Origin of the sequence: Pseudomonas saxonica (genome assembly GCF_007858365.1) — a bacterium.
Classification (GTDB): Bacteria; Pseudomonadota; Gammaproteobacteria; order Pseudomonadales; family Pseudomonadaceae; genus Aquipseudomonas; species Aquipseudomonas saxonica.
Genome location: NZ_VFIO01000002.1, coordinates 368302 through 394181 on the forward strand (window position 1 = coordinate 368302; position 25880 = coordinate 394181).

The window sequence follows — 25880 nt, forward strand, 5'->3', positions numbered from 1 at the left end:
TAGCCGCTGCGAGGGCTGCGATAAGGCTAAAAAGCCTTCAGTGATCCCTGGATCCTGCGCCGATACGATTGGCGATCGCGACCTGCGTCAGCGGCTACTGTGTTTGTGCCTGGGCTTAAGGCACATTAACTCTGACGGACCCAAGGCAATGACCAAGCTTCCTACAGCTATCAAACTGCATAAAGTCTCAAAAACCCTCTCGCTCACCTATGGGCCAGACGAGGTTTACACCTTGCCTGCCGAGTTTTTGCGTGTGCATTCGCCTTCTGCCGAAGTGCAGGGTCACGGCAAGCCGATCCTGCAATACGGCAAAATCGATGTCGGCTTGAGCAAGGTCGAACCTGCGGGCCAATACGCGCTAAAGCTCACCTTCGATGACGGCCACGACAGCGGCTTGTTTACCTGGGACTACCTTTACGAACTGGGTAAACGCCAGGATGCTTTGTGGGCGGACTACCTTGAAGAGCTGAAAAAAGCCGGTAAAACGCGAGACCCAGCTGTCTCCGTTGTGAAGTTGATGCTCTAAGCACCCGCTACCAAGGGCCGTCGGGCACAGCCAGGTCTGCCAGGGTTCGTCAGCTTGAGGTTTTTTCAAGTGGCGGCGTGGCCGCTGCCGGGGTGGCGTTGGGTTGGGTGGTTTTTTTGCGAGTAGCAGGCTTTTTCGTAGCCACTTTGGCAGCAGCGGGTTTGGCGGCAGGCTTGGCAGGGGCTGAAGGTGCCTTGGCAGCCGGTTTAACCGCAGGCTTGGCGGCAGGCTTGGCAGCAGCAGACTTCGCTGCAGCAGGTTTAGCCGGGGCGGTGGCACGGCTCGCCGGCTTGGCGACCGCAGGTTTGGCAGCCGCCTTGACAGGTACCGGCTTGCTTGCGGCAGGGGATTTGCTCGCCGCTACTTTTGCCGCGGCGGCAGTGAGTTTTTCAAGATGCTGGGTGAGCGTCTCAACCTTGGCGTGCAGCGCTTTCACTTCCTCGCTACTGGGTACACCCAAACGTGAAATGGCACTGTTCAGACGCTTGTCGAATGCCTCTTCCAACTCGCTCCACTTACCCAATGCCAACTCTTTAACGTCGTCCACTTTAGAGCGTGTTGATGACTTTGCCGTTTTAGGCTCGCCTGCCTTTGTCAGCTTCTCTGCTTTTTCACCCTCTTTGACCAGACTGTCGAACAGGCTGCTACCGTCTGTATCGATTTTCGAATAGACCCCCAAACCCGCCAGCCAGATTTTTCGGGAATACTTTTCAACTTTACCTACCCATGAAGGGCTTTGTTGCGCAGTCGGTTTTTTAGCAGTCATCGTGTTCCCCTTTATGCCCAGTGGTGACGTCGATCAGCCAATGCAGCAACTCACCAAGATGAACACGGTGTTCACCTCAATCATGCTTAGACGCAAAATGCCTGCGATTCAAGCTTGAAACTCTGTTTATCGGTGAAGAGCCAAAAAAACACCGCACACATCAGAAAAGATGACGCCACCAAACGCGCAAATGGCCAAACAGGGTCGCTGCGAAGTGCACAATTCAGGCAGAAGCACTCACCTTGCCATTTTCGAACTCACCGTCCATCAAGTCAGTGATCTCACTTTCAGAGCTCCAGGCTTCAGCTTCCGCCAATGGCCCGTAGGTCATAAATATAACGCTGTTCATATAGACCAGAACCTTGCCGAATTCGGCCCCCTCGGCGTCATGAATTAAATATTCCACGACCCCCTCTGCCTTTACTTCTTCTCGGTACATAAGTGCGGCATGCGCAGCGATAAATAATTGAAGAACACGCTCGGCTTTTTCCCGTGCAACGGCGTGACCAATGTCAGAAGTGCGTGCAACGGTAAATATATAATGAGACATTCTCCGCTCCCTAAAGAATAAACAGTCAAACACGCACAATAAAAAGTGGGCCTTATAAAAAGGCGCCACTTTAATTGACGTTTCAATAAGCCGTTAGCCGTTGATCATTTCGCTAACAGCCGCCACATCACGATTGGACATGACTCGCGTCGAGCACTCAGACTTCAACAGAGTTGGGGAATGCCCGCTCCATCAGTTCAATGGCATCGCCTTCTGCAGTCCAGGCGTCATCCTCTGCGGCTGCACCCGCCATCAGAAAGACGACGCGGAAGCCATTGATGCTGACAAAACCGGTCATGTCCCCAGCTTCAGTTTGAACCACGTAGCTAATACCTGACTTCAATTCAACAACAGGTGCCCATTTCAAATCTCGCGAAGACACGAACTCTTCAAGCACACCTTCAACTTTTGCAGCGATTTCTGTTGCGGACATGTTTTTTGGGTTATGAACAACAGCGTTTAAATACAGCGACATTTTTGAATTCCTAATTGGGTTATTGTGTTCCTTCGATACCCATACTAGTCACTCATTGAAAATTGCCAACTTCGCCAACACGCACTAAAAAAAACCAACAACTGCGCTAGATAAAGTCTCTTGGCTGTTTCACACCTGACGATTTAAATAAGTTTACTTCATCACCCGCTCTTTCCTACCGATCAAAACTCCCAAGCGACTCTCAAACTGCATTGAAGGCGATGCCATAACGTTGACATCGCCCTTCGACACGTCGCAGGTTGACCGCTGGGCAGGTGCCAGGCTCAAGCCAGCGCTTTGTCCAATGAACGTTCAATTTCTGACTGAATCATGCCGCTCATCGCGGACATCAGCATGCCCAGCTCTACATCGACCTTGACTGTTTTTTCGCCGATTTCCAGCGTGCCGTTAACGCCGGAGCGCTTAAGTTTTACAGTATCGCCCTGCCAGGTCGGGGTCAGACCGTATTGCCCGGCCAGCTTTTCAACCAACGGCTGGGCTTTTTCGCGGGCGGCTTCAAGGCCAAGGTTATGGGCACGTTCAACGTTGATGCGGGCCATTGCTCACTCCTGCTAGAAAAGCCTGCCACTATACGGACATTGCCCGCCCAGCGCGGCTCGCAATGACACGCCAGCGAGCCCGGCCAAGACAAAGCCGGCAAGCAGGATTAGAATGGCCAGCATTCTCTTTTGGTGACAGCGATATGACTGATCAGCGCAAAGGCAGCGATGCCGAACCCACCACACACTTCGGCTTCAAAAACGTTCCAGAAAGCCAGAAAGCGGAAAAAGTCGCCGAGGTTTTCCACTCCGTGGCCGGTAAATATGACCTGATGAACGACGTTCTGTCAGGTGGCATGCACCGCCTGTGGAAGCGTTTCACTATCGAGTTGTCTGGCGTTCGTCCGGGCAACAAGGTGCTGGACATCGCGGGCGGCACCGGCGATCTGGCGCGCAAGTTCTCGCACCTTGTTGGCCCGACCGGCCAAGTGGTGCTGGCCGACATTAACGCTTCCATGCTCAAGGTTGGCCGTGACCGCCTGCTGGACAAAGGCGTGGCGGGCAATATCGAGTTCGTTCAGGCTGACGCTGAAAAGCTGCCGTTTCCGGACAACTATTTCGATTGCGTGACCATCGCTTTCGGCCTGCGTAACGTGACCCACAAAGAAGACGCGTTGCGCTCCATGTTGCGCGTACTCAAGCCAGGCGGCCGTTTGTTGGTGCTCGAGTTCTCCAAGCCGACCAACCCGCTGATGTCCAAGGTCTATGACGCCTACTCATTCGCCTTCATGCCAATGGTCGGCAAGCTGATCCTCAATGACCCGGAAAGCTATCGCTATCTGGCCGAGTCGATCCGCATGCACCCGAATCAAGAGACACTCAAGTCGATGATGGTCGAAGCCGGTTTTGACCGTGTGACTTATCACAACATGACGTCCGGCATTGTTGCACTGCATCGCGGTATTAAACCCTGATGTTGCTCAGGGGCCTTCTCGCCAGCGTCGAAACCGGCATCAATCGTGTCTTGCGATTGGACAGTACCGCGCTGGCTCGCTTGCAGCCGTTGACCGGCAAGGTGATTGCAGTGGAGTGCGCAAGCCCCGCACTGCACCTGTTCATTCTGCCTAGCGATGAAGGCCTGCTGTTGGCTACCCACTGGGCAGCCGATGCAGATTGCACCTTGCGCGCCCCTGTATCCAGCTTGCTGCGTTTAGTCTTGAGCAAAGACAAAACCCGTATTTTGCACAGCCCCGAAGTCGAGCTTGAAGGCGACAGCCATGTGTTGATGGCACTGGCGGCGGTTCTGCAAGATCTTGAGCTGGACTGGGAATACGAACTCTCGCGCTGGATCGGCCCCGTTGCTACTGCCTTGGTCGGTGGCCATGTGCGCAGCCGCGCCCATTGGTATCAGCAAGGTTTTGCCAGCCTCAATCAGAATCTCGCTGAATACCTGAGTGAAGAAGCTCGCACTTTGGTCGGAGAACGTGAGGCGCAAGCGCGCTTTGATGAGCTCGACCAACTCAAACTCGACCTGGATCGTCTTGAGGCCCGCTTCGAGCGCCTCTGCCGGTCCCTCAATACCAGCGATAACGCATGAAGTTGCTTGCCATACGCCGTTTGTTTCGTATCCAGCGCGTTGTCATTCGCTACCGCCTGGATGACCTGCTGTTCGCCTTGCCCTTGCCGTGGTGGTTGCTGTCGCTGCGCTATGCGCTGCCGTGGCGCTGGCTCCCACGTAAAAAGCTTGAGCTGAGCCGCGGCGCTGCGTTGCGTCTGGCCTTACAGGATTTGGGCCCCATCTTTATCAAGTTCGGGCAAATTCTCTCCACTCGTCGCGATTTGCTCCCACAAGACATTGCCGATGAGTTGATGCTGTTGCAAGACCGCGTGCCACCGTTCGACCCGCAGGTCGCGGTCAAACTGATCGAAGAACAACTCGGCGCCAAAATCAGCGACGTGTTCAGCCGTTTCGACATTGAGCCGCTGGCATCCGCGTCTGTGGCACAAGTGCACGCGGCCAAGCTCAAGACTGGCGAAGAAGTCGTGGTCAAGGTCGTACGCCCTGGTCTTAAACCGATCATCGGTTCAGACCTGGCCTGGCTGTTTATTCTGGCCAAAATTGCCGAACGCTTGAGTGCAGACGCCCGCCTCCTGCACCCGGTCGACGTAGTCAGCGATTACGAGAAGACCATCTACGATGAACTTGACCTGTTGCGCGAAGCGGCCAACGCCAGCCAGCTCAAGCGTAATTTCGAAGGTTCGCCGCTGCTGTATGTGCCGCAGATTTACTGGGACTGGTGCCGCCCCAAAGTGCTGGTGATGGAGCGCATCTACGGGGTTCAGGTCACCGATCTGGCCACCCTTGCCGATCAGCGCACCGACATGAAGCTGCTGGCCGAGCGCGGGGTCGAGATTTTCTTTACCCAAGTGTTCCGCGACAGTTTCTTCCATGCCGACATGCACCCCGGCAACATCTTTGTCAGCACCGTCAGCCCATGGAGCCCGCAGTACATCGCCATCGACTGCGGCATCGTCGGCAGCCTTACGCCCGAAGACCAGGATTATCTGGCGCGCAATCTGTTTGCTTTCTTCAAACGCGATTACCGCCGAGTGGCGCAACTGCACATTGATTCGGGATGGGTGCCGGCACACACCAAGCTCAATGAGTTTGAAGCGGCGATCCGTACCGTATGCGAACCCATTTTCGAGAAACCGCTGAAAGAGATTTCCTTTGGGCAAGTGCTGATGCGCCTGTTCCAGACGGCGCGACGCTTCAATATGGAAGTCCAGCCGCAGTTGGTATTGCTGCAAAAAACCTTGCTGAACATCGAAGGGCTGGGCCGCCAGCTGTACCCGGATCTGGATCTGTGGAGCACCGCCCAACCGTTCCTCGAACGCTGGATGCGTGAACGCGTCAGCCCCAAAACCTTGTTGCGCAACCTGCACAGCCAGGTCGAGCAGATACCGCACTTGGCCGACATGACCCGTGATTTGCTGGAGCGTATGTCGCAGCCCCATGCCAAAAATCAGAAGCTGGTGATCAGCGAGCCGAGGGACAGCTGGTTCCTGCGCCTGCTCGGTGCCGGACACTTGGCCGCAGGTGCGTTACTGGCCAGTATTGGCCCGCTCCACACCTTGGGCTACTGGCCTGCGGGGATCATGCTGGCGGTCGGCTTGTATCTGATCGTGCGCCGATAGCCAGCTCCGGGCGAGGCTGGCAAACTGTGAAATCACCGAGCCTTGACCAGAGGGTCAAGGTCGGTTGTCGGAGTCGAACATGAAAGAGTGGCTGGACGAAATCAAATGGGACAGCGACGGCCTGGTGCCGGCGATTGCCCAGGATCACAAAACCGGGCGCGTCTTGATGATGGCCTGGATGAACCGCGAAGCGCTGAGCCTGACCGCTGCTGAAAACCGTGCCATTTACTGGTCACGTTCACGTGGCAAACTGTGGCGCAAGGGTGAAGAATCAGGTCACGTACAAAAGCTGCATGAAATGCGCCTGGACTGTGACGCTGATGTGATCATCCTGATGGTCGAGCAAATCGGCGACATCGCCTGCCATACCGGACGTCAGAGCTGCTTCTATCGGGTGTACGAAAACGCCGAATGGAAGACCGTCGACCCGGTGCTTAAAGACCCGCATGCCATTTATCACGCAGGACACTCCCATGAATGACACCCTGAGCCGCGTAGCCCAAGTGCTCGAAGCACGCAAAGGTGCCACGCCAGAAAGCTCGTATGTCGCCAGCCTGTACCACAAGGGCTTGAACAAGATTCTGGAAAAAGTCGGCGAAGAGTCGGTTGAAACCATCATCGCCGCCAAAGATGCTGCCATCAGCGGCGATTACAGCGACGTTATCTACGAAACTGCCGATCTATGGTTCCACAGCATGATCATGCTCGCCCAACTGGGCCTGCACCCTCAGGCTGTACTGGATGAACTTGAGCGTCGTATCGGCACTTCCGGCCACGTGGAAAAAGCCTCGCGGCCATCTGCCTAACCTTGTTTTGGAGAGGAAAAGATCATGGGTATTTTTGACTGGAAACACTGGATCGTCATTCTGGTAGTCGTGGTACTGGTCTTCGGCACCAAAAAACTGAAAAACCTCGGCACTGATGTGGGTGAGTCGATCAAGGGCTTTCGCAAAGCCATGAACGACGACGAAAAGCCTGCTGAGCCCGTGGTTCCGCCTGCACAGCCCACTGCCGCGCCACAACCCCACACCACTTCGACGCTGAACGAGCCGCACACCATTGACGTGCAGGCGCAAAAAGTCGAAGAGCCGACCCGCAAAGACGTGTGAGCAGACCCTAATGTTTGGTATCAGCTTCAGTGAACTGCTGCTCGTTGGCCTGGTAGCCTTGCTGGTACTTGGCCCCGAGCGCCTGCCAGGTGCCGCACGCACGGCGGGCCTGTGGATCGGTCGTTTGAAGCGCAGTTTCAATGCGATCAAACAAGAAGTGGAGCGTGAAATCGGCGCCGATGAGATTCGTCGCCAGCTGCACAACGAACACATTCTGTCGATGGAAGAGGAAGCCAAGAAGATATTGGCTCCGCTTCAGGACGCCGTTAAGCCGCTTACGCCCAGCCAGACACCCGAGTCGCCATCGCCTGTCGAAACGGCCAGCCATGCGCCGATCAGCCTGAACAAGGCGCCATCCGACACAGCGCCTCAACCGGCAGCGCCCCACGACCCAACCCTGCCACCGCGAGCCCCTTAAGCGCATGAGCGATAAGCCTGAACACGACCAGCCAATGCCGCTGGTCTCGCACCTGACTGAGCTGCGCACCCGTCTGTTGCGTTGCATTGCCGCGATTTTCATCATCTTCGTCGGCTTGTTCGCCTTCACTCAGCAGATCTACACGCTGGTTTCCACGCCACTGCGTGAATACCTGCCGGTGGGTGCCACAATGATCGCCACCGACGTGGCCTCGCCCTTCCTGACGCCCCTCAAGCTGACCATGATGGTGTCGCTGTTTATTGCGATCCCGGTGATCCTGCATCAGATCTGGGGCTTTATCGCGCCCGGCCTGTATAAGCATGAAAAGCGCATTGCCGTGCCGCTGCTGGTTTCCAGCATCTTTCTGTTCTACGCCGGCATGGCCTTCGCCTACTTTCTGGTGTTCCCGCTGGTGTTCAAGTTTTTCGCCGCCGCAACCCCCGAGGGCGTGGCCATGATGACCGACATCAGCAGCTACCTTGATTTCGTCATGACCCTGTTTTTTGCCTTTGGTGTGGCCTTTGAAATCCCCGTGGCAGTGGTGCTGCTGGTGTGGATCGGCATTGTCGACGTCAAATACCTGCGCAAAATCCGCCCGTACGTGATCATTGGCTGCTTTGTAGTCGGGATGATTCTGACTCCGCCGGATATTTTCTCGCAGACCCTGCTGGCGGTTCCGATGTGGATGCTCTTTGAGATCGGCATTCTGTTTGGCAGCCTGGTCAGCAAGAACACACGTGGCGACCACCCGGACGAACAGTCCGAGCGCGATAACAACGCCCAACCGCCAGCACCGCAAGCGTGAACCTGCTGCTCCTCGAAGAGGCTGATTTCATTGCAGACGACCGCGTCATCCTGCGCGACCGCCGTTTGACGCACATGCAGGACGTTCACCGCGCCGTGGTAGGCGACAGCCTGCGAGTCGGGCGTATTGGCGGTTTGATGGGCAATGCGCAGTTGCTGAGGCTGGAGGCCAAAGAGGCCGAGCTGAAAATCCTCAGCCTTGACCAGCCACCGCCCGAAAAGCTGCCGCTGACCTTGATACTGGCCTTGCCACGCCCGAAGATGCTGCGCCGGGTACTGCAAACCATTGCTTCAATGGGCGTCCATCACGTGGTGCTGGTCAACAGCTACCGGGTTGAAAAGAGCTTCTGGCAAACGCCGTTTCTGGAGCCCGAAGCCATTCGCGAACAATTGATTCTGGGCCTGGAACAGTCCCGGGACAGCGTACTGCCCGAGATCGTCATCGAAAAACGCTTCAAGCCCTTCGTCGAAGACCGTCTGCCCGCGCTGGTCGAGGGTACGCTGGGTCTGGTTGGCCATCCGGGTGATTACCCGGCGTGCCCACGGGGCCTGGAACAGCCCGTGACCTTGGCCATTGGTCCGGAAGGCGGCTGGATTCCTTACGAAATCGATTTGCTGGCCAAGGCCGGTCTGCAACCAGTGCAATTGGGCCCGCGCATTCTACGGGTCGAAACCGCCGTCACCGCCCTGCTCGCCCGGTTGTTCTGACCCCCCTCTCTCCCGTAATCGCAGCCTGCGGCAGCGGTTACGGGTGATGCTCGTCACACTTTAAATCTAACTGCCTACAGTTCTTCCATAACAAGCCGATGCCTTTTGTAGGCAATGGACGGCTTGTCGTCGTGTGCGTCGAGTCAATCAAAGGAGCGTCATCATGTACCGTCGGCTGGTTCAACTTCTTGGCAATATCAGCGTCAACCGCAAACTCAGTGTCAGCTTTGGCCTCGTGCTTGTTTTGACCTTGCTGATAGCTGCCACGGGCTGGAATGGACTGGTCTCAGTGATTGACCGGGGTGACAAGCTGGCCAACCTGTCAAAGATCATTGGCTTGACCAAAGATTTGCGCATTGCTCGCCTCGACTATGAGCTGCGCGCTACCGACCAGAACCTCAAGGCCGTCAATGAACAATTGAATGCACTGGACGCCGCGCTCGAGAAGTCGCGCATGCAACTTGTTGCCCCAGATGACATCGCGCTGGTGCAACAACAGTTGGCAGCCGTCACCGACTATCGACAGGCGTTGTCCAGACTTGCTCAAGATGGCGAACAGGCTATTGAGCGCATGCACCAGCAAGGCACCAAGCTGATCGAGTTGAGCGAAAAGCTCTCGACACTGCAAGCCGCCAAGCGCGACCAAGACAGTAACCAGGCCAAACGTCTGCTGACCATTTGCACAGTGCTGGCTTTGGTAGTGGGCATCTTGGCCGCATGGGCCATCACACGGCAGATCGTTATCCCGCTGCAACACACCCTCAAGATCGTCAAGCGCGTGGCGGCCGGTGATCTGACCCAGGCGCCCCCGACAGACCGGCTCGACGAACTGGGGCAGCTACAGCAAGCGGTCCAAGGCATGACCGAGGGGCTGCGAGCGTTGGTTGAAGGCATCAGCGATGGTGTGACTCAGATTGCCAGCGCGGCCGAAGAGCTTTCGGCCGTGACCGAGCAAACCAGTGCTGGGGTCAACAGTCAGAAAGTGGAAACCGATCAGGTCGCCACCGCTATGCATGAGATGACAGCGACGGTGCAAGAAGTGGCGCGCAATGCTGAAGAAGCCTCGGAAGCGGCTCTGGCGGCAGATCAACAGGCACGCGAAGGCGACAAGGTGGTGGGCGAAGCCATAGCTCAGATTGAAAAACTGGCCATAGAAGTGGGTCACTCGACAGAGGCCATGGGCCACCTCAAGCGCGAAAGTGACAAAATTGGCAGCGTGCTCGATGTGATCAAATCTGTGGCCCAGCAAACCAACCTGCTGGCGCTCAACGCAGCCATTGAAGCGGCGCGCGCGGGTGAGGCAGGTCGTGGTTTTGCAGTGGTCGCTGACGAAGTGCGCAGCCTTGCCCAGCGCACACAAAAATCCACGGAAGAAATCGAAGAGCTGATTGCCGGGTTGCAAAGCGGAACGTTGCAAGTATCCAGCAGCATGGATAACAGCCGCACACTAACGGACAGCAGCGTTGAATTGACTCGCCGTGCGGGTGAGTCGTTGGGCAATATCAACCGTACCGTGTCGGCCATTCAAGCGATGAACCAGCAGATTGCTGCCGCCGCCGAACAGCAAAGCGCCGTGGCTGAAGAGATCAACCGCAGTGTATTGAATGTGCGAGATGTGTCGGAGCAGACCGCCGCGGCGAGTGAAGAGACTGCCGCGTCAAGTGTTGAGCTGGCGCGGCTGGGCTCGCATCTGCAAACGTTGGTGGGGCGGTTTAAAGTTTAAAAAAGCTGACCCTCACCCCAGCCCTCTCCCGGAGGGAGAGGGAGCTAAAAGCAAAAGCAGATCAGACCCCCCTCTCCCGGAGGGAGAGGGGGCTAAAGGCAAAGACAGTTCAAGCAGTCCCCTCTCCCTTTGGGAGAGGGTTAGGGTGAGGGTTTTTTAAAGCACCTGCCGCAAAAAAGCCTGAGCACGCAGGTCTTTGGGCGAGTTGAAGAACGCTTCCGGCGATGAGTCTTCCAGCAATTTACCGTGGTCAAAGAACAACACGCGGTTCGCCACTTCTCGGGCAAAGCCCATTTCATGGGTCACGCAGACCATGGTCATGCCTTCGCGGGCCAAGGTTTTCATCACGTCCAGCACTTCACCGACCATTTCCGGGTCCAGCGCCGAGGTCGGCTCGTCGAACAACATCACTTTGGGGTCCATTGCCAACGCACGGGCAATGGCCACACGTTGCTGCTGCCCACCCGAAAGCCGTGACGGGAACTCATTGGCCTTTTGCCCGATACCCACCTTTTCCAGCAGCTCGCGGGCTTTGGCCTCACGCTCGGCCTTGCCGCGCTTGCGTACGACTTTTTGCGCCAGGCAGAGGTTTTCCAGCACGGTCATGTGCGGGAACAGGTTGAAATGCTGAAACACCATGCCGACTTCACGTCGATAGGCGTTGACGTCGGTTTTCGGGTTGGCCAGGTCCAGGCCGTCGATGCTGACCGAACCCGAGTCAAACTCCTCGAGCCCGTTCAGGCAACGCAGAAAGGTCGACTTACCGGAGCCGGACGGACCGATCACCACCAGCACTTCACCTTTGGCGACCGAGGTGCTGACGTTGTCCACCGCACGAACGATATGCCCGCGGGTATCGTAGATTTTTACCAGTTCGCGAACTTCAATCACTTTGCGCGAGCCTCCGCTCAAGCCGGCTGGCCAAATGCGACAGCGGCAGGTTAATCAACAGGTACAGGCCCGCCACGCAGAACAGAATTTCGAACGGCGAAAACGAAGTGGTGATGACTTCACGACCGCTTTTGAGCAGCTCGGTAATGGCAATCACTGACACCAGCGAGGTGTCTTTGACCAGGCTGATAAATTGCCCGGCCAGTGGCGGCAGCACGCGCTTGAATGCTTGCGGCAACACCACGTAACGCATCGACTGGCTGGCATTAAGCCCCAGCGAGCGCGCCGCTTCATTTTGCCCTCGGGCGATGGACTGCACGCCAGAACGCACAATCTCGGCCACGTAGGCCCCGGTAAACAGCGACAGGGCTGCAATCCCGGCAAATTCGCGGGACAGGTTGAGCACCGTGCCGATAAAGAAATAGAAGATAAAAATCTGTACCAGCAGCGGCGTGCCGCGTACCAGTTCGACATACAACGTCGACAAGTCACGCAGGGTCGGGTTGTTCGACAGCCGGCACAGCCCAGTGGCCAGCCCGATAATCAAACCCAATACACCTGAGACCAGCGACAACCAGACGGTCGTCCACAACCCCAACAATAACGGCCCGGCCGCCCAGTGCCGGGTCACGCCGACCACCTCACCTTCTTCTACGTCGTCGCCTTCGGCCAGTTGCAGGCTGTTGTCGGCAACGGTGAGCCGTTGTTCTTTTCCATCGTCGCCGCGCAGCACGACTTCGGCGGTATCGCCTTTGCGCACCAGCTCGATAACAGTGGAGGTTTCAGCAGCCCGTTGGGCTTCTTCTGCCTGATAGGCGAAGTATTGCGGAACACGGTTCCAGCGCCATTCATAGGACATCAGCGAGGTGGCGTAATACAGCGCACCGGCCAGGCCGATGAGCACCAGCACCGTCAATACGTGCCAAGGCCATTGGGCTTTTTTCTGTTTGATCACTTAACTATTTCCGTAGAGGGCAGCGCGGTCAGCTTTTTTTGTAGGCGCTGCCGAAGGCTGCGATGGCTGCAGAGCAGCCCTGAAATCTTGAAGCCCGTTCGGGCCTTATCGCAGCCTGCGGCGGCAGCTACAGGGAACCACGCTTATTCCATGTCTTTAAGCCAAGTGGTGTCTTTGAACCACTTGTCATGGATGCGATCGTAGGTGCCGTCTTCGTGAATCTGGTGCAGGAAGTTGTTGATGAAGTTGATGCTGTCGTAATCGCCTTTCTTCAGACCAAAGGCCAAAGGTTCGTAGGTGAAAGGCTTGTCGAGAAACACCAGCTTGTCATTACCGAACTTGTTCACGGCGACTACGTTGTAAGGCGCGTCGTAGACAAAGGCATCGGCCTTGCCATTAACCACGTCCAGCACACCTTCAGGTTCGTTGTCGTAGCCGTGGTACTGGGCTTTGGACATCAGCTTGCGGGCAACCATTTCGCCTGTGGTGCCGATTTTCGAGGTCAGGCGGTATTGCGGGTCGTTGAGGTCTTTGTAGGACTTGATCTTGTCAGCCAGTTCCTTGCGCACCAACAGGGTTTGACCCACAACGATGAAGGGTTCGCTGAAGTTCAGGCGCAAGTTACGCTCCTGCGTCAGGGTCATGCCGCTGCCGATCATGTCGAACTTGTTGGTCATCAACGCCGGGATGATGCCGTCATAGCCGGTGGACACCAGTTCCAGCTTGACGCCCATGGACTTGGCCATGGCTTTGAGAAGGTCGACTTCGAAACCAATGATCTGACCGCGTTTGTTGGTCATCTCGAACGGCATGTAAGTCGGGTCCATACCCACCTTGAGCGTGCCGCGTTTAACGGCGTCATCAATAGCGCCTGCATGGGCCGCACTGAACGCCAATACAGCCGTGACCCCGACCAACAGTTTCGATAGAAACGCCTTCATCCTCACTCCCCTCACACGACTCAATTAAAGGTGTTGGCCTGGGCAAAAAGCCACAAAACCGGGCACTCACCTATTCGGAGACGGATCCTACCCCACAGAAGGGTAACGAGACGAGTTTTGAGCGATAAAAGCGCGACAAGCGGGGGGATGTAGGGGGGGAGCACCGTAGCAGCTGCCGAAGGCTGCGTCCGATTGCGAAGCGATCGTAAAGACTCATCGCTCGATTTGACTGACACACCGCACTCTCTGATTTTGCGACGGCTCCGCCATCGGACGTCGCCTGCGGCCACTGCTACGAAAATGAGCGTGTTTCGCCCGCTCCGGTCAGAGCGGGCGAAATTTCACTCAAGCCGCGGGTTGCAACGGCAATAAAGGCGCGTGAGCGTCGGCAGTCACCGACTCACGCCAGGCACTGAGCCAGCCTTCATGCGCTTCGTTCCACACCAACGCGTGCAGACGCGCCAAGGCTACGGGGTCGCTGAGCAACGCCATGCGCTCGTTGTTGCTGAGCCCAGTCGGGCCGACCTTAAGCGCGTGGCGAACACGCTCGGTGCGCAGCCACTCAATCGGCTCGGCTTCACGGTGACGCGAGGTCGCCAAAGCGCAGGCCAATGCGTTCTGTTGCGGGTCAACCACGGCCCGAACAAAGCCGTCGAGCAACGCGTGGTAGCGGTTCTCGTGGGTGTATTCAGCAGTCGCCGACAGTTCACGCGGCGGAGCGTATTCCTCAGGAATCAGGAACAGTTTCTCGTCACGCGCCTTCAGGCCCAGCTTGACCCGGCTGGAGATCACAGACACCGGGATCGACAGCATCAACGAACCGACAATCGGCACCAACCACCACAGGAAGCTTGGGTTCAACCACAGTACCAAGGCAGCCCACGCGGCACCCAACAGGGTCTGCGGGCCATGCCGACGTACCGCTTCGCTCCACGGCGTGGAGTCGTCGTCACGTTGCGGTGAGTTCCAGGTCGCTGCCCAGCCGAGGAACGCGGCCAGTACAAAACGGGTGTGGAAGATCATGCGCACCGGTGCCAGCAGTACCGAGAAGAGCATCTCAAGCAGCATCGACAGCGTGACTTTGAACTTGCCACCAAACTCCTTGGCGCCCTTGGCCCAGATCAAAATGATGCTGAGCAGTTTGGGCAGGAACAACAGGACGATAGTGGTCGAAAACAGCGCAACTGCTTTTTCCGGGTGCCATTGTGGCCACAGCGGATACAGCTGACGCGGCTCCATAAAGTACTGCGGTTCCATCAGCGTGTTGACCGCCAACAAGGCCGTCGACAGCAACAGGAAGAAGAACCATAACGGGGCTGACAGGTACGACATCACGCCCGTCAGGAATACCGCACGGTGCACCGGGTGCATGCCTTTAACCAGGAACAGGCGGAAGTTCATCAAGTTACCGTGGCACCAACGGCGGTCACGCTTGAGTTCGTCCAGCAGGTTTGGCGGCAATTCTTCGTAGCTGCCCGGCAGGTCATAGGCAATCCATACACCCCAACCGGCACGGCGCATCAGCGCTGCTTCAACAAAGTCGTGGGACAGGATCGCGCCCGCAAAAGCCCCTTTACCTGGCAACGGCGCCAAGGCGCAGTGCTCGATAAACGGCTTCATTCGGATAATGGCGTTGTGGCCCCAATAGTGGGATTCACCCAGCTGCCAAAAGTGCAGACCGGCGGTAAAGAGCGGCCCGTATACCCGCGTTGCAAACTGCTGCATGCGTGCATACAAGGTGTCCATGCCCGACGCACGTGGCGCGGTCTGAATGATGCCGGCATCTGGCGTGGCTTCCATCAAGCGCACCAGGCTGGTCAAGCATTCACCGCTCATCACGCTGTCCGCGTCGAGCACCACCATGTACTTGTAGTCGCCGCCCCAGCGACGGCAGAAGTCGTCCAGGTTGCCACTTTTACGCTTCACACGACGGCGACGACGGCGATAGAAGATCCGGCCGAAGCCTTCCGTTTCGCGGCAAACATCCAGCCAGGCCTGTTGCTCGGCGACACAAATGTCCGGGTCGTTACTGTCACTGAGGACGAAGAAGTCGAAGCGATCCAGATCACCCGAGGCCGCGACCGATTCGTAGGTTGCCCGTAAACCGGCGAAAACCCGGGTCACGTCTTCATTACAGATCGGCATGACCAGCGCGGTACGTGCCTGCTCAGGAATCGGCTCATTGCCAGCGCTGGCGCCAGAAATGCGGTATTTGTCGTGCCCTGTCAGCAACTCAAGGAAGCCCATCAGGGCCGTCCAGAAACCCGCCGACACCCAGCAGAAGAGAATCCCGAAGAGGATCAAAATGCTGGTCTGCAAGGCATAAGGCAGCACTTGCACCGCAGTCTGCATCAACGGCTGGTGCAGCACTTCGTCCAGATCCACGAAAGCCCAGCCTTGATACGGCATGATGCCTTTCATGTACCAACCGGCCACGATGGTTTGACCCAGCATCAAGATCAGCAGGATATAACGGCGGATTGAACCCACCGTACGCCAGCGGGCCTTGGGCAGAACGCGCTCGTCAATGGCCGGCTTGGGCGGATTACTACGCCCGGTCAGCCGCCGCCAACCGCGTACCAAAATATTGGTACGCCACGGCTCAGGCACCACTTTGGTGCGTTTTATCGGAGGCGTAGCCTTGAGCATCACTCGGCCGCCGGCATCGAGTACAAGCATTTCTGCTTCTTCGAATTCAGCCGCCGAGGTCAGTTTAAGGCGCGAACCCACCGAGGCCTGTGCGGCCTCGGCAGTTTCCACGTCGGTATGCGCCGACAAACGCGCATGCAGCTCATCGAACGAGGTGCAGTCGGCCAGTTCGGCGCGCTGCTCCTCGCTCAGTGGCAAGTGTGCCAGGTACTCGGCAAGCGAGTCTGGCCGTGCTTGAACATTACTCATCGGCAGGCAACTGGTAGCTCCAGGTCTCGGTCAGGACTTTTTCAGTCTTCACCGGTTCCGGGGTGGCAGGGGCTGCGTCGGCCGCAGGGGTTTTGGCGTCCTTGGCATGCTTGTCATGGGCCTTGGCTGCGGCTTTCTCAGCCTTGGTGACAGGGGCTGCCGGCTTGGCCGCAGGAGCCTGCTCGACATCCTGAACCAACGCAGCACGCATTTCCGTGGCCTTGCTCGGGTCTTTGATTTTCAACCGCAGGGTCAAGCGCCAGCCCTTGGTTTCAGGGTTGTAACGCACGTTGTTTTCAACCAGTTCAGCGTTGTCACCCACACTGACTTGACTGCGTACCGCAGCGTCTTCAGGCAGTTTGCTCAGCGAAGGGCCTTCAAAGTCGATCAGGTAAGCCACGCTGCCATCCGGCTGGCGGATCAAGTTGGATTGCTTGACGTCACCGGTAGAGCGCAGGGTTTGTTTGACCCAAGAGCTGTCAGTCGGGTGCAGAGCGGCTTCGTCCAGCGTCCAGTGCAGGCGATAGGCGAAGTCGAAAGGCTTGAGCGGCTCAGGCAGGGTGTCCGGGCTCCAGAAGGCAACGATGTTGTCGTTGGTTTCGTCAGCGGTAGGAATTTCTACCAGATCAACAGAGCCTTTACCCCAATCACCTTGAGGCTCGATCCACGCGCTTGGGCGCTTGTCGTAGCGGTCATCAAGGTCTTCGTAATTGCTGAAGTCACGGTCACGTTGCAGCAAGCCGAAACCACGCGGGTTTTCGACGGCAAAGTTGCTGACCGACAAGTGTTTCGGGTTGTTCAGCGGGCGCCAGATCCACTCGCCGTTGCCGGCATGAATGGCCAGACCCGACGAATCGTGCAGTTCGCGACGGTAGTTGAGGACTTTGGACGGCTGGTTGGCGCCGAACAGGTACATGCTGGTCAACGGAGCGATGCCCAGGGTGCCCACTTTGTCACGCAGGAACATTTGCGCCTTCACGTCCACCACGGTGTCCACGCCAGGGCGCAGGGTAAAGCGGTAAGCGCCGGTCGCACGAGGCGAGTCCAGCAGAGCGAAAATCACCAGATGCTTGTCTTCCGGCTTTGGCTTCTCGATCCAGAACTCGGTGAAACGCGGAAACTCTTCACCCGACGGCAATGCGGTGTCGATTGCCATGCCACGGGCCGACAGGCCATAGGTTTGACCTTTGCCCACAACGCGGAAGTAACTCGCGCCGAGCATGGTCATGATTTCGTCCTGCTTATCCGCCTTGTTGATCGGATACAGCACGCGGAAACCCGCCCAGCCCAGGTTTTCAGTGGCTTTAGGGTCAAATTTGACGTCGCCGAAATCGAAACGACTGGCGTCGTACTTGATCTCTTCAACCTTGGTGGCGGTCACTTCATTGATTTTCACCGGCGTGTCGAAGTGCATGCCCTGGTGATAGAAGGACAGCTTGAACGGGGTTTTATCGCCCGCCCACTGGGCCTTTTCTCGGTTGAATTGAATTTTTTGGTAGTCCGCGAACTTCATGTCGCGGAATTCTTTGGGCAAATTGCTGCGCGGTGCTTGGTACTTCTGTTCAGCGAGGCTTTTCGCCTCAGCCGCCACGTCATCCAGACTGAAGGCCCACAGTTGACCCGCACCGAGCAAGCAGAAAAGCGCTGAGCCCGTCACCAGTGCGTTGCGTAACCGCTTGGCAGACATTTTTGGTGCATTTAATGGTCTAACAATCACGAGCAACCTCGCCGAAAACAGATGATGAAACCAACGGCCAGCGATCTACAGCCGGGTTGGCGAGCACTGTTCCGACTCCTCAGGGAATAAATAATTCCTTTAGGGCGTCGGATTAGTCTCTATGTAACGTGGGATTATCTAGCAGCCCGCGTGACAACGCATCTACTGTCAGCAAGTATTTCACGTGAAAAACGACTGTTTTCACGTTAAAACGGGGTTTTTTAACGTTTTAAGTTTGTAACAGAAATGTAACAGGCCCATCGTTGACCAAATGCACCTGCATATCGGCGCCAAATCGTCCTGATGCGACCGCTGGATGAAGCCGTTTGGCCTCACTGAGCAGATGATTGAATAACGTTTCGGCCAGTGCAGGTGGGGCTGCCGTTGAGAAGCTCGGCCGCAAGCCACTTTGGGTGTCGGCCGCCAACGTAAACTGCGATACCAGTAGCAGCCCTCCGGCAACATCACTTAAAGAAAGGTTCATCTTGCCGTCGGCATCACTGAACACCCGATAATTGAGCAGCTTGTGCAACAGCTTGTCGGCATTGGCTTGTGTGTCACCGGGTTCGACGGCAACCAGCACCAGCAAACCCTGATCAATAGCCCCGACAACCTCTCCTGCGACTTCTACCCGTGCACCCGAAACACGTTGCAATAACCCCTTCATGCTTCGTCCGGCTGCAAGTTGAGCAGGCTGCTGGCCATTTGCTCGGTGGCGCGCACCAACGCATCGGTAATGCCCGGCTCTGAAGCCACGTGCCCGGCCTCGCGAATCACTTGCAGTTCGCTGCCCGGCCACGCCTGATGCAGTGCCCAGGCGTTATCCAGCGGGCAGATCATGTCGTAACGGCCATGTACGATCACACCCGGAAGATGGGCAATCTTGTGCATGTCGCGCAACAGTTGATTGGGCTCCAGAAAGGCGTTGTTCACAAAGTAATGGCATTCGATGCGAGCGATGGATAGCGCCCGATGCGGATCACAGAAGCGTTCAACCACTTGCGGATTGGGGCGCAAGGTCGCGGCACGCCCTTCCCAGCTCGACCAAGCTTTAGCCGTGTGCATCTGGGCAATCTGGTCGTTGCCGGTGAGACGTTTGTGAAAGGCGGTCAGCAAATCATGGCGTTCGTCTTCGGGGATAGGCGCAATGTAATCTTGCCAATAATCCGGGAAAATCCGGCTGGCGCCCGCTTGATAAAACCATTCGATTTCTTGCGGCCGGGCCAGAAAAATCCCGCGCAGAATCAGGCCATGAACGCGTTCCGCATGGCTTTGTGCATAGGCCAGCGCCAAGGTGGAACCCCAAGACCCGCCAAACAACACCCACTTTTCGATGTTCAGGAACAGACGAATCCGCTCCATGTCGGCGACAAGGTCCCAGGTGGTGTTGCGATCGAGGCTGGCATGGGGTGTTGAGCGTCCGCACCCGCGCTGATCGAAGGTGATGATGCGATACACGCCCGGATCGAAATAACAGCGGCTATTGGCATCGCAGCCCGACCCCGGCCCGCCGTGGATAAACACAACCGGCAAGCCATCGGGGGTACCGCTTTCGTCAACGTACAGCACATGCGGCCCGTCAACAGCCAGTTCATGCCGGGCGTAAGGTTTGATCTGCGGGAACAAGGTCTGCATTACGCACTCCATGGGGAAGGCTGGAAAATGTTGCCGTCTGGCATCATAAACCCGATTGTCGGAATGAGCATTCGCTTAGTCGGGGGCATGGGCTTTGGATCGGGTTCACAGGCCGGCCCTCACCCCAACCCTCTCCCAGAGGGAGAGGGGGCTGATTTATGCAAGACTTGAGTCCACCACCGTTCAGTCCCCTCTCCTTCTTCAGGAAAGTGGAGCTGATAGGTACAAAACTAGCATCCACCACCGTTCAGTCCCCTCTCCCTCTGGGAGAGGGTTAGGGTGAGGGGCTTTTGACCTTGGCACCCCACTCAACCATCCGCGCCAGCAATTGCTTGAGCCTGGCTGTACGCCTCAGGCGTCAACTTCAAGCCCGCGTGGGGCATGCTGATCAGCAAGGGCACACGGCCTCGTAAACGTCAGAACCATGTCCACACGCTTCTCCTACTGCTCAATACCATTGCGCACAACGCGTTTGTCCACCTCACCGCCCAGCCAATAGGCCAGGTCGGCCGGGCGATCAATGTTCCAGGCGACGAAATCAGCCGCCTTGCCCGGTTCCAGCGAGCCGTGAGTCTCGCCCATGCCTAGCGCCGTGGCGGCATGTTGGGTGACGCCCGCCAAAGCTTCTTCTGGCGTCATGTGAAACAGGGTGCAGGCCATGTTCAGCATCAGGCGTAACGACAACGCAGGCGATGTACCCGGATTGAGGTCACTGGCGATGGCGATTTTCACCCCGTGCTTACGTAAGGCTTCGATCGGCGGCTGCCGGGTTTCACGTAGAAAGTAGAAAGCGCCCGGCAACAGCACCGCCACGGTGCCCGACCGGGCCATGGCGATGGCGTCTTCTTCGGTCATAAACTCCAAATGATCGGCCGACAATGCGCTATACCGCGCCGCCAAACTGGATCCGTGCAACGACGACAACTGCTCCGCATGCAGTTTGACCGGCAAGCCCAGTTGCCGGGCCGCTTTGAACACGCGTTCGACCTGCGCAGGGGAAAACGCCAGGTGCTCGCAGAACGCATCCACCGCGTCCACCAGCCCTTCAGCCGCCAGTGCAGGCAACATTTCAGTGCAGATGTGCTCGATGTAATCATCCGCGCGACCTCTGTACTCCGGGGGTAACGCATGGGCCGCCAGGCAGGTGCTGCGAACGGTGATCGGCAATTGCGCACCTAAACGACGAATTACGCGCAACATTTTGCGCTCACTCTCAAGGCACAAACCATAACCGGATTTGATTTCGACACAGGTCACGCCATCGCGCAGTAAACCGTTCAAGCGCTGACGGGCACTGTCAAATAACTCGTCTTCGCTGGCTGCACGGGTGGCCCGTACGGTGCTGGCAATACCACCACCGGCGGCGGCAATGTCGGCATAACTCTTCCCTTGCAGACGCTGCTCGAATTCGTCACTGCGGTTGCCGCCAAATACCGCGTGGGTGTGGCAGTCAATCAGCCCCGGCGTCACCCAGGCACCTTCCAGCCCGTGGGTCTGTGCGTATTCGGCCTCCGGCACGTGCACACGTGGGCCGATCCACTCAATAAACCCCTCGTACGTCACGATGGCCGCATCCTCGATAATCGAGTAAGTGCCATCAGCCATGGTTGCGACATTGCAGTGCTGCCAAAGGGTTTTCATTCAAGCCTTCCTTGTTTGGGACGCCAGCCTTTAACGCTACAGACTAGGCAAAATGCCAACCGGCAGTAGATCGTTCAGACAGCGCGTGGCCAGCAGTTGCAGAGCACGCTCGATATCCGGTGCGAAAAAACGGTCTTTGTCGTAGTGCGCGACTTTGCTGCGCAAGGTGGTGCGGGCAATTTCGAGCTTGGGTGAGGTTTTCAGGCCGACGCGCAGATCCAGTCCCTGACACGCTGCCAACCATTCAATAGCCAATACGCCGCGTACGTTTTCAGCCATTTCCCACAAGCGCTTGCCCGCAGACGGTGCCATAGAGACGTGGTCTTCCTGGTTGGCTGACGTCGGAATGCTGTCAACGCTGTGCGGATGCGCCAGCGCCTTGTTCTCGCTGGCCAGCGCGGCCGCGGTCACCTGAGCAATCATAAACCCGGAGTTAACGCCGCCATTGGCCACCAGAAACGGCGGCAATTGAGACATGTGTTTGTCCATCATCAACGAGATGCGGCGCTCGCTCAGCGCTCCGATCTCGGCAATCGCCAGCGCCATATTGTCAGCTGCCATGGCGACGGGTTCAGCGTGGAAGTTACCGCCGGAGATCACATCGTCCTGCTCGGCGAACACCAGCGGGTTATCTGACACGGCGTTGGCTTCAATACCCAGCACTTCGGCGCCATGGCGCAGCTGGGCCAGACACGCCCCCATCACTTGTGGCTGGCAGCGCAGGGAGTACGGGTCTTGCACCTTGTCGCAATTTTTGTGGGATAAGGACACCTCGCTGCTCTCGCCCAACAAATCCCGGTAAATAGCCGCCGCATCCATTTGCCCGCGTTGGCCACGTGCGGCGTGAATGCGCGAGTCAAACGGTGAGCGCGAACCCAGCACGGCTTCAACCGTCAGGCTGCCGCAGGTCATGGCGGCCGCAAACAGGTCTTCGCCTTCAAACAGGCCGCGCAAGGCATAAGCGGTGGACACCTGAGTGCCATTGAGCAAGGCCAATCCTTCTTTGGCGGCCAGCGTCAGCGGCTCAAGACCCGCTTGTTTCAGGGCGCTGACTGCGTCCAGCCACTGCCCCTTGTAGCGCGCTTTGCCCTCGCCCAGCAGCACCAGCGACATATGCGCCAACGGCGCCAGATCACCCGAGGCACCGACCGAACCTTTTAGCGGGATATGCGGGTAGACCTGGGCATTGATCAGGGCGATCAAGGCGTCGATCACCTGGCGACGAATCCCTGAAAAGCCTCGGCTGAGGCTGTTGACCTTGAGCACCATAATCAGGCGCACCAAATCGTCGCTGATGGGCTCGCCAACACCCGCCGCGTGGGAAAGCACCAGTGAGCGCTGAAGGTTTTCCAGGTCTTGGCTGGCGATTTTGGTTGACGCCAATAAACCAAAACCGGTGTTGATACCGTAAGTGGTGCGGTTCTCGGCAAGGATGTGCTCAACGCACGCCACACTGGCCTCAATCGGCGCACTGGCGCTGTCGTCAAGACGCAGGGTCACGGGCCGCTGATAAATATCACGCAGTTGGGCAAGGCTCAGTTGGCCGGGGATCAGGTTTAACTCAAACACGGTGAACTCCTTGGCGTGCATGGACGAAATTTCAACGCGTTATCAGCCGTTAATCATCGGCAGGTTCAAACCCTGTGCGTTAGCGCAGTCGATGGCCATCTCATAACCCGCATCGGCGTGGCGCATGACCCCCGTGGCCGGGTCGTTGTGCAGTACGCGGGCAATACGTTGTGCTGCCTCATCCGTGCCATCGCACACGATGACCATGCCGGAATGCTGCGAGAACCCCATGCCTACACCGCCGCCGTGGTGCAAGGACACCCAGGTTGCTCCGCTGGCGGTATTGAGCAAGGCGTTCAGCAACGGCCAGTCGGACACCGCATCGGAGCCGTCTTGCATCGATTCAGTCTCACGGTTGGGGCTGGCCACCGAACCGGAGTCCAGATGGTCGCGACCAATCACGATCGGCGCTTTCAACTCGCCGCTGCGCACCATTTCATTGAAGGCCAGCCCCAGCTTCGCCCGCTGACCCAACCCGACCCAGCAGATACGCGCCGGCAACCCCTGGAAGCTGATGCGCTCGCGGGCCATGTCCAGCCAATTGTGCAGATGCGCATCGTCAGGAATCAGTTCTTTAACCTTGGCGTCGGTGTTGTAGATGTCTTGAGCATCACCCGACAACGCCACCCAACGGAAAGGACCGACACCCCGGCAGAACAAGGGCCGGATATAGGCCGGCACAAACCCGGGGAAGTCGAAGGCATTTTCGACACCTACGTCTTTGGCCATCTGGCGAATATTGTTGCCGTAGTCGAAGGTCGCAATACCGGCCTTCTGAAAAGCCAGCATGGCTTGGACGTGTTCGCCCATCGACGCTTTGGCGGCTTTGACCACCCCAGCCGGATCGGTCACGGCACGGGCGCGGTACTGCTCCCACGTCCAGCCTTTGGGCAGGTAACCATTGAGCGGGTCGTGGGCGCTGGTCTGGTCTGTGACCATGTCCGGGCGCACGCCACGGCGAACCATTTCGGGTAACAACTCTGCGGCGTTACCGCACAGGGCAATAGAAATAGCTTTGCCGGCGCCGGTGTAGTGGGCGATACGGGCCAGAGCATCATCCAGATCGCTGGCTTGCTCATCGACATAACGCGTGGCCAGGCGAAAATCGATGCGACTCTGCTGGCACTCAATAGTCAGAGAGCAAGCCCCAGCCAAGGAGGCCGCCAATGGCTGAGCACCGCCCATGCCGCCTAGACCGGCGGTCAGCACCCACTTGCCTTTGAGGCTACCGTTGTAATGCTGGCGACCGGCCTCAACGAAGGTTTCGTACGTGCCCTGCACAATCCCCTGACTGCCGATGTAGATCCAGCTACCCGCCGTCATCTGGCCGTACATGGCCAGGCCTTTGGCGTCGAGTTCGTTGAAGTGCTCCCACGTAGCCCAATGCGGCACCAGATTGGAGTTGGCGATCAAGACCCGTGGCGCATTGCTATGGGTTTTGAATACGCCAACCGGCTTGCCCGACTGCACCAGCAACGTCTCGTCATCGTTGAGGTTAGTCAGGCTTTCGACGATTTTGTCGTAGCACTCCCAATTACGTGCGGCCCGGCCAATACCGCCATACACCACCAATTCTGCAGGGTTCTCTGCCACCTGAGGGTCGAGGTTGTTCATCAGCATGCGCAGCGGGGCTTCGGTCATCCAGCTTTTGGCCGTGAGCCGAGTGCCGCGGGCGGCGCGTATTTCACCTTCACGGCGACGAGTGAAATCGGCTGGCGCTTGTGGGGTCGTTGAAGTCACAGGTCACTCCTCAGCGGTAGGCAGAAGCGCTGAACGGGAAAGGTCTCAACGCGCCCTCATGAACTTGTACATACAAGCATATGCAAGTACATGACCAACGCCAGCGAACGCTCCAACAAATTATTCAGACCGGGCGTGAAGCCCCTGAATAAAGGCGGATCAGCGTCTTGAAATTGATCGGGTGCAAGCGAGAGGTATAGACAACGGGTGTTACTGGAGGGCGATTGGTAGTGTTCTGGGGCACTCGGTAACACGTTGGGGCGTGCAGGAGGGCGCTAATCCTTGGCAGCGACTGCCTATTTTGAAGGGCATCGCGCTGTAGCGGCTCGTGTGCCCTCCCCCTATTTGCTAAAGCGCCCTTCGAGACGATGACGAGAACCGGGGTGAATCAAGCGGGCGGCGGTGACCGGCTGACGACCTGACCAGGTACGACGACGAATCAGCAAGCAGGGCTCCCCCGGCTCGATGTGCAGCAATGCACATTCTTCAGGGTCAGCCAGAATGGCTTCGACCACATGCTCGCCTTCCGTCAGGGGGGCGACTTGAGACAAATAGGCATAGGGGGTTTGCACGGTGAAGTCTTGCTTGAGGTACTCCGGCGCGACTTGGGCGTTGACGAAACGGTCCTCGATTTGCACAGCAATACCGTTTTCGTAATGCACGATCAGCGAATGAAACACCTTCTGCCCTTCGCGCATGTCGAGCACAGCAGCACGCTGCGAGCCTGCAGTTTCTTCAGCCAGGCTGATGACCTTGCAGGTGTGCTGGTGCCCGCGTGCAGCAATTTCATCGGCGATGTTGTGCACTTCAAACAATGCGGACTGGGTTTTGGGCTCGGCCACAAAGGTGCCCACGCCCTGCATGCGCACCAGCAAACCGTCGGCGGTCATTTCGCGCAGCGCCCGGTTAATGGTCATGCGGCTGAAACCCAGCTGGCTGACCAGCTCGCTTTCGGAGGGCACACGGTAATGGGGTGGCCAATTTCCACTCTGGATCTGCTGAGTGATCATCTGCTTTACACGGGCGTAAAGGGGCGCAGGGCTATCGCCCATGTGGGCAGCCAGCAGTGGCATGTCGGGCGAGGTCGACACAGGCAATCCTTGTTGAGACATAAGG

Annotated in this window: 26 protein-coding genes and 1 pseudogene; 11 read left to right on the forward strand and 16 right to left on the reverse strand. The window is 57.5% G+C overall.

All coding sequences use genetic code 11. From position 1 onward, the window contains the following. Nucleotides 1-148 precede the first annotated feature (148 nt). Entirely contained in the window at nt 149-526 is a 378-nt protein-coding gene (locus FJD38_RS08750) for a gamma-butyrobetaine hydroxylase family protein (RefSeq protein ID WP_122785211.1), read from the forward strand. A 49-nt stretch (nt 527-575) separates the two neighbouring features. On the opposite strand, the gene FJD38_RS08755 is transcribed toward FJD38_RS08750, so the two are convergent. From FJD38_RS08755 to FJD38_RS08770, 4 genes are all read right to left on the reverse strand, one after another. After that, entirely contained in the window at nt 576-1292 is a 717-nt protein-coding gene (locus tag FJD38_RS08755; RefSeq protein ID WP_146384893.1) for a phasin family protein, read from the reverse strand. 223 nt (nt 1293-1515) lie between these two features. Further along, nucleotides 1516-1842, reverse strand: a complete 327-nt coding sequence (locus tag FJD38_RS08760; RefSeq protein WP_122785213.1) for a hypothetical protein — start codon at nt 1840-1842, stop codon at nt 1516-1518. A 157-nt stretch (nt 1843-1999) separates the two neighbouring features. Beyond that, complete coding sequence (locus FJD38_RS08765; protein ID WP_122785214.1) at nt 2000-2317, reverse strand: hypothetical protein; 318 nt, start codon at nt 2315-2317, stop codon at nt 2000-2002. A 284-nt stretch (nt 2318-2601) separates the two neighbouring features. Further along, entirely contained in the window at nt 2602-2877 is a 276-nt protein-coding gene (locus FJD38_RS08770) for a polyhydroxyalkanoic acid system family protein (RefSeq protein WP_122785215.1), read from the reverse strand. A gap of 143 nt (nt 2878-3020) precedes the next feature. On the opposite strand from FJD38_RS08770, the gene ubiE reads away from it, so the two are divergent. The 10 genes from ubiE (at nt 3021) to FJD38_RS08820 (ending at nt 10777) form a co-directional block, all read left to right on the forward strand. After that, the gene (gene ubiE, locus FJD38_RS08775; RefSeq protein WP_122785216.1) at nt 3021-3791 is read left to right on the forward strand and encodes a bifunctional demethylmenaquinone methyltransferase/2-methoxy-6-polyprenyl-1,4-benzoquinol methylase UbiE; all 771 of its coding nucleotides are present in this window, start codon (nt 3021-3023) and stop codon (nt 3789-3791) included. After that, complete coding sequence (locus tag FJD38_RS08780) at nt 3791-4414, forward strand: ubiquinone biosynthesis accessory factor UbiJ (RefSeq protein ID WP_146384895.1); 624 nt, start codon at nt 3791-3793, stop codon at nt 4412-4414. Before ubiE ends, FJD38_RS08780 begins: the two co-directional genes overlap by 1 nt. Further along, nucleotides 4411-6015 carry a ubiquinone biosynthesis regulatory protein kinase UbiB gene (gene ubiB / locus FJD38_RS08785; protein ID WP_146384897.1) on the forward strand — a complete coding sequence of 535 codons (1605 nt, stop codon included), beginning with the start codon at nt 4411-4413 and terminating at the stop codon, nt 6013-6015. Before FJD38_RS08780 ends, ubiB begins: the two co-directional genes overlap by 4 nt. 79 nt (nt 6016-6094) lie before the next feature. Further along, entirely contained in the window at nt 6095-6496 is a 402-nt protein-coding gene (gene hisI / locus FJD38_RS08790; RefSeq protein WP_122785219.1) for a phosphoribosyl-AMP cyclohydrolase, read from the forward strand. Then, entirely contained in the window at nt 6489-6821 is a 333-nt protein-coding gene (locus FJD38_RS08795; protein WP_122785220.1) for a phosphoribosyl-ATP diphosphatase, read from the forward strand. Before hisI ends, FJD38_RS08795 begins: the two co-directional genes overlap by 8 nt. Before the next feature lie 24 nt (nt 6822-6845). After that, nucleotides 6846-7124 carry a twin-arginine translocase TatA/TatE family subunit gene (locus FJD38_RS08800; protein WP_019825245.1) on the forward strand — a complete coding sequence of 93 codons (279 nt, stop codon included), beginning with the start codon at nt 6846-6848 and terminating at the stop codon, nt 7122-7124. A gap of 10 nt (nt 7125-7134) precedes the next feature. Next, nucleotides 7135-7542, forward strand: coding sequence for a Sec-independent protein translocase protein TatB (gene tatB, locus FJD38_RS08805; protein WP_122785221.1), 408 nt, complete (start codon nt 7135-7137; stop codon nt 7540-7542). 4 nt (nt 7543-7546) lie between these two features. Then, complete coding sequence (tatC, locus tag FJD38_RS08810; RefSeq protein WP_146384899.1) at nt 7547-8347, forward strand: twin-arginine translocase subunit TatC; 801 nt, start codon at nt 7547-7549, stop codon at nt 8345-8347. Continuing rightward, nucleotides 8344-9054 (forward strand): 16S rRNA (uracil(1498)-N(3))-methyltransferase, encoded by a 711-nt coding sequence (locus FJD38_RS08815; protein WP_146384901.1) that lies wholly within the window; start codon nt 8344-8346, stop codon nt 9052-9054. The genes tatC and FJD38_RS08815 overlap by 4 nt, the downstream gene beginning before the upstream one ends. A gap of 163 nt (nt 9055-9217) precedes the next feature. Continuing rightward, complete coding sequence (locus FJD38_RS08820) at nt 9218-10777, forward strand: methyl-accepting chemotaxis protein (RefSeq protein ID WP_146384902.1); 1560 nt, start codon at nt 9218-9220, stop codon at nt 10775-10777. A gap of 156 nt (nt 10778-10933) precedes the next feature. On the opposite strand, the gene FJD38_RS08825 is transcribed toward FJD38_RS08820, so the two are convergent. From FJD38_RS08825 to hutC, 12 genes and pseudogenes are all read right to left on the reverse strand, one after another. Continuing rightward, nucleotides 10934-11668: an amino acid ABC transporter ATP-binding protein gene (locus FJD38_RS08825; RefSeq protein ID WP_146384904.1), complete on the reverse strand. Its 735-nt coding sequence runs from the start codon at nt 11666-11668 to the stop codon at nt 10934-10936. Beyond that, on the reverse strand, nt 11661-12620 hold the full coding sequence (locus tag FJD38_RS08830) for an amino acid ABC transporter permease (RefSeq protein ID WP_405585342.1): 960 nt from the start codon (nt 12618-12620) through the stop codon (nt 11661-11663). The genes FJD38_RS08825 and FJD38_RS08830 overlap by 8 nt, the downstream gene beginning before the upstream one ends. Before the next feature lie 146 nt (nt 12621-12766). Next, nucleotides 12767-13564 (reverse strand): transporter substrate-binding domain-containing protein, encoded by a 798-nt coding sequence (locus FJD38_RS08835; RefSeq protein ID WP_122785227.1) that lies wholly within the window; start codon nt 13562-13564, stop codon nt 12767-12769. Nucleotides 13565-13909: 345 nt separating this feature from the next. After that, the gene (mdoH, locus tag FJD38_RS08840) at nt 13910-16462 is read right to left on the reverse strand and encodes a glucans biosynthesis glucosyltransferase MdoH (RefSeq protein WP_146384906.1); all 2553 of its coding nucleotides are present in this window, start codon (nt 16460-16462) and stop codon (nt 13910-13912) included. Next, entirely contained in the window at nt 16455-18179 is a 1725-nt protein-coding gene (locus FJD38_RS08845) for a glucan biosynthesis protein G (protein ID WP_122785229.1), read from the reverse strand. The genes mdoH and FJD38_RS08845 overlap by 8 nt, the downstream gene beginning before the upstream one ends. Nucleotides 18180-18408: 229 nt before the next feature. After that, complete coding sequence (dtd, locus tag FJD38_RS08850) at nt 18409-18846, reverse strand: D-aminoacyl-tRNA deacylase (protein WP_146384908.1); 438 nt, start codon at nt 18844-18846, stop codon at nt 18409-18411. Beyond that, a complete protein-coding gene (pip, locus tag FJD38_RS08855) occupies nt 18843-19814 on the reverse strand; it encodes a prolyl aminopeptidase (RefSeq protein WP_146384910.1) in 972 nt (323 codons plus the stop codon). The genes dtd and pip overlap by 4 nt, the downstream gene beginning before the upstream one ends. Nucleotides 19815-20167: 353 nt before the next feature. Continuing rightward, nucleotides 20168-20246: pseudogene (locus tag FJD38_RS08860) on the reverse strand (N-formylglutamate deformylase); the annotation flags it as partial. 9 nt (nt 20247-20255) lie between these two features. Next, on the reverse strand, nt 20256-21455 hold the full coding sequence (gene hutI / locus FJD38_RS08865; protein ID WP_146384912.1) for an imidazolonepropionase: 1200 nt from the start codon (nt 21453-21455) through the stop codon (nt 20256-20258). 36 nt (nt 21456-21491) lie between these two features. Beyond that, on the reverse strand, nt 21492-23024 hold the full coding sequence (hutH, locus tag FJD38_RS08870; protein WP_167654256.1) for a histidine ammonia-lyase: 1533 nt from the start codon (nt 23022-23024) through the stop codon (nt 21492-21494). A gap of 42 nt (nt 23025-23066) precedes the next feature. Beyond that, entirely contained in the window at nt 23067-24764 is a 1698-nt protein-coding gene (gene hutU, locus FJD38_RS08875; protein WP_146384916.1) for a urocanate hydratase, read from the reverse strand. 341 nt (nt 24765-25105) lie between these two features. Continuing rightward, complete coding sequence (gene hutC / locus FJD38_RS08880) at nt 25106-25837, reverse strand: histidine utilization repressor (RefSeq protein WP_122785393.1); 732 nt, start codon at nt 25835-25837, stop codon at nt 25106-25108. Between the last annotated feature and the right edge of the window lie 43 nt (nt 25838-25880).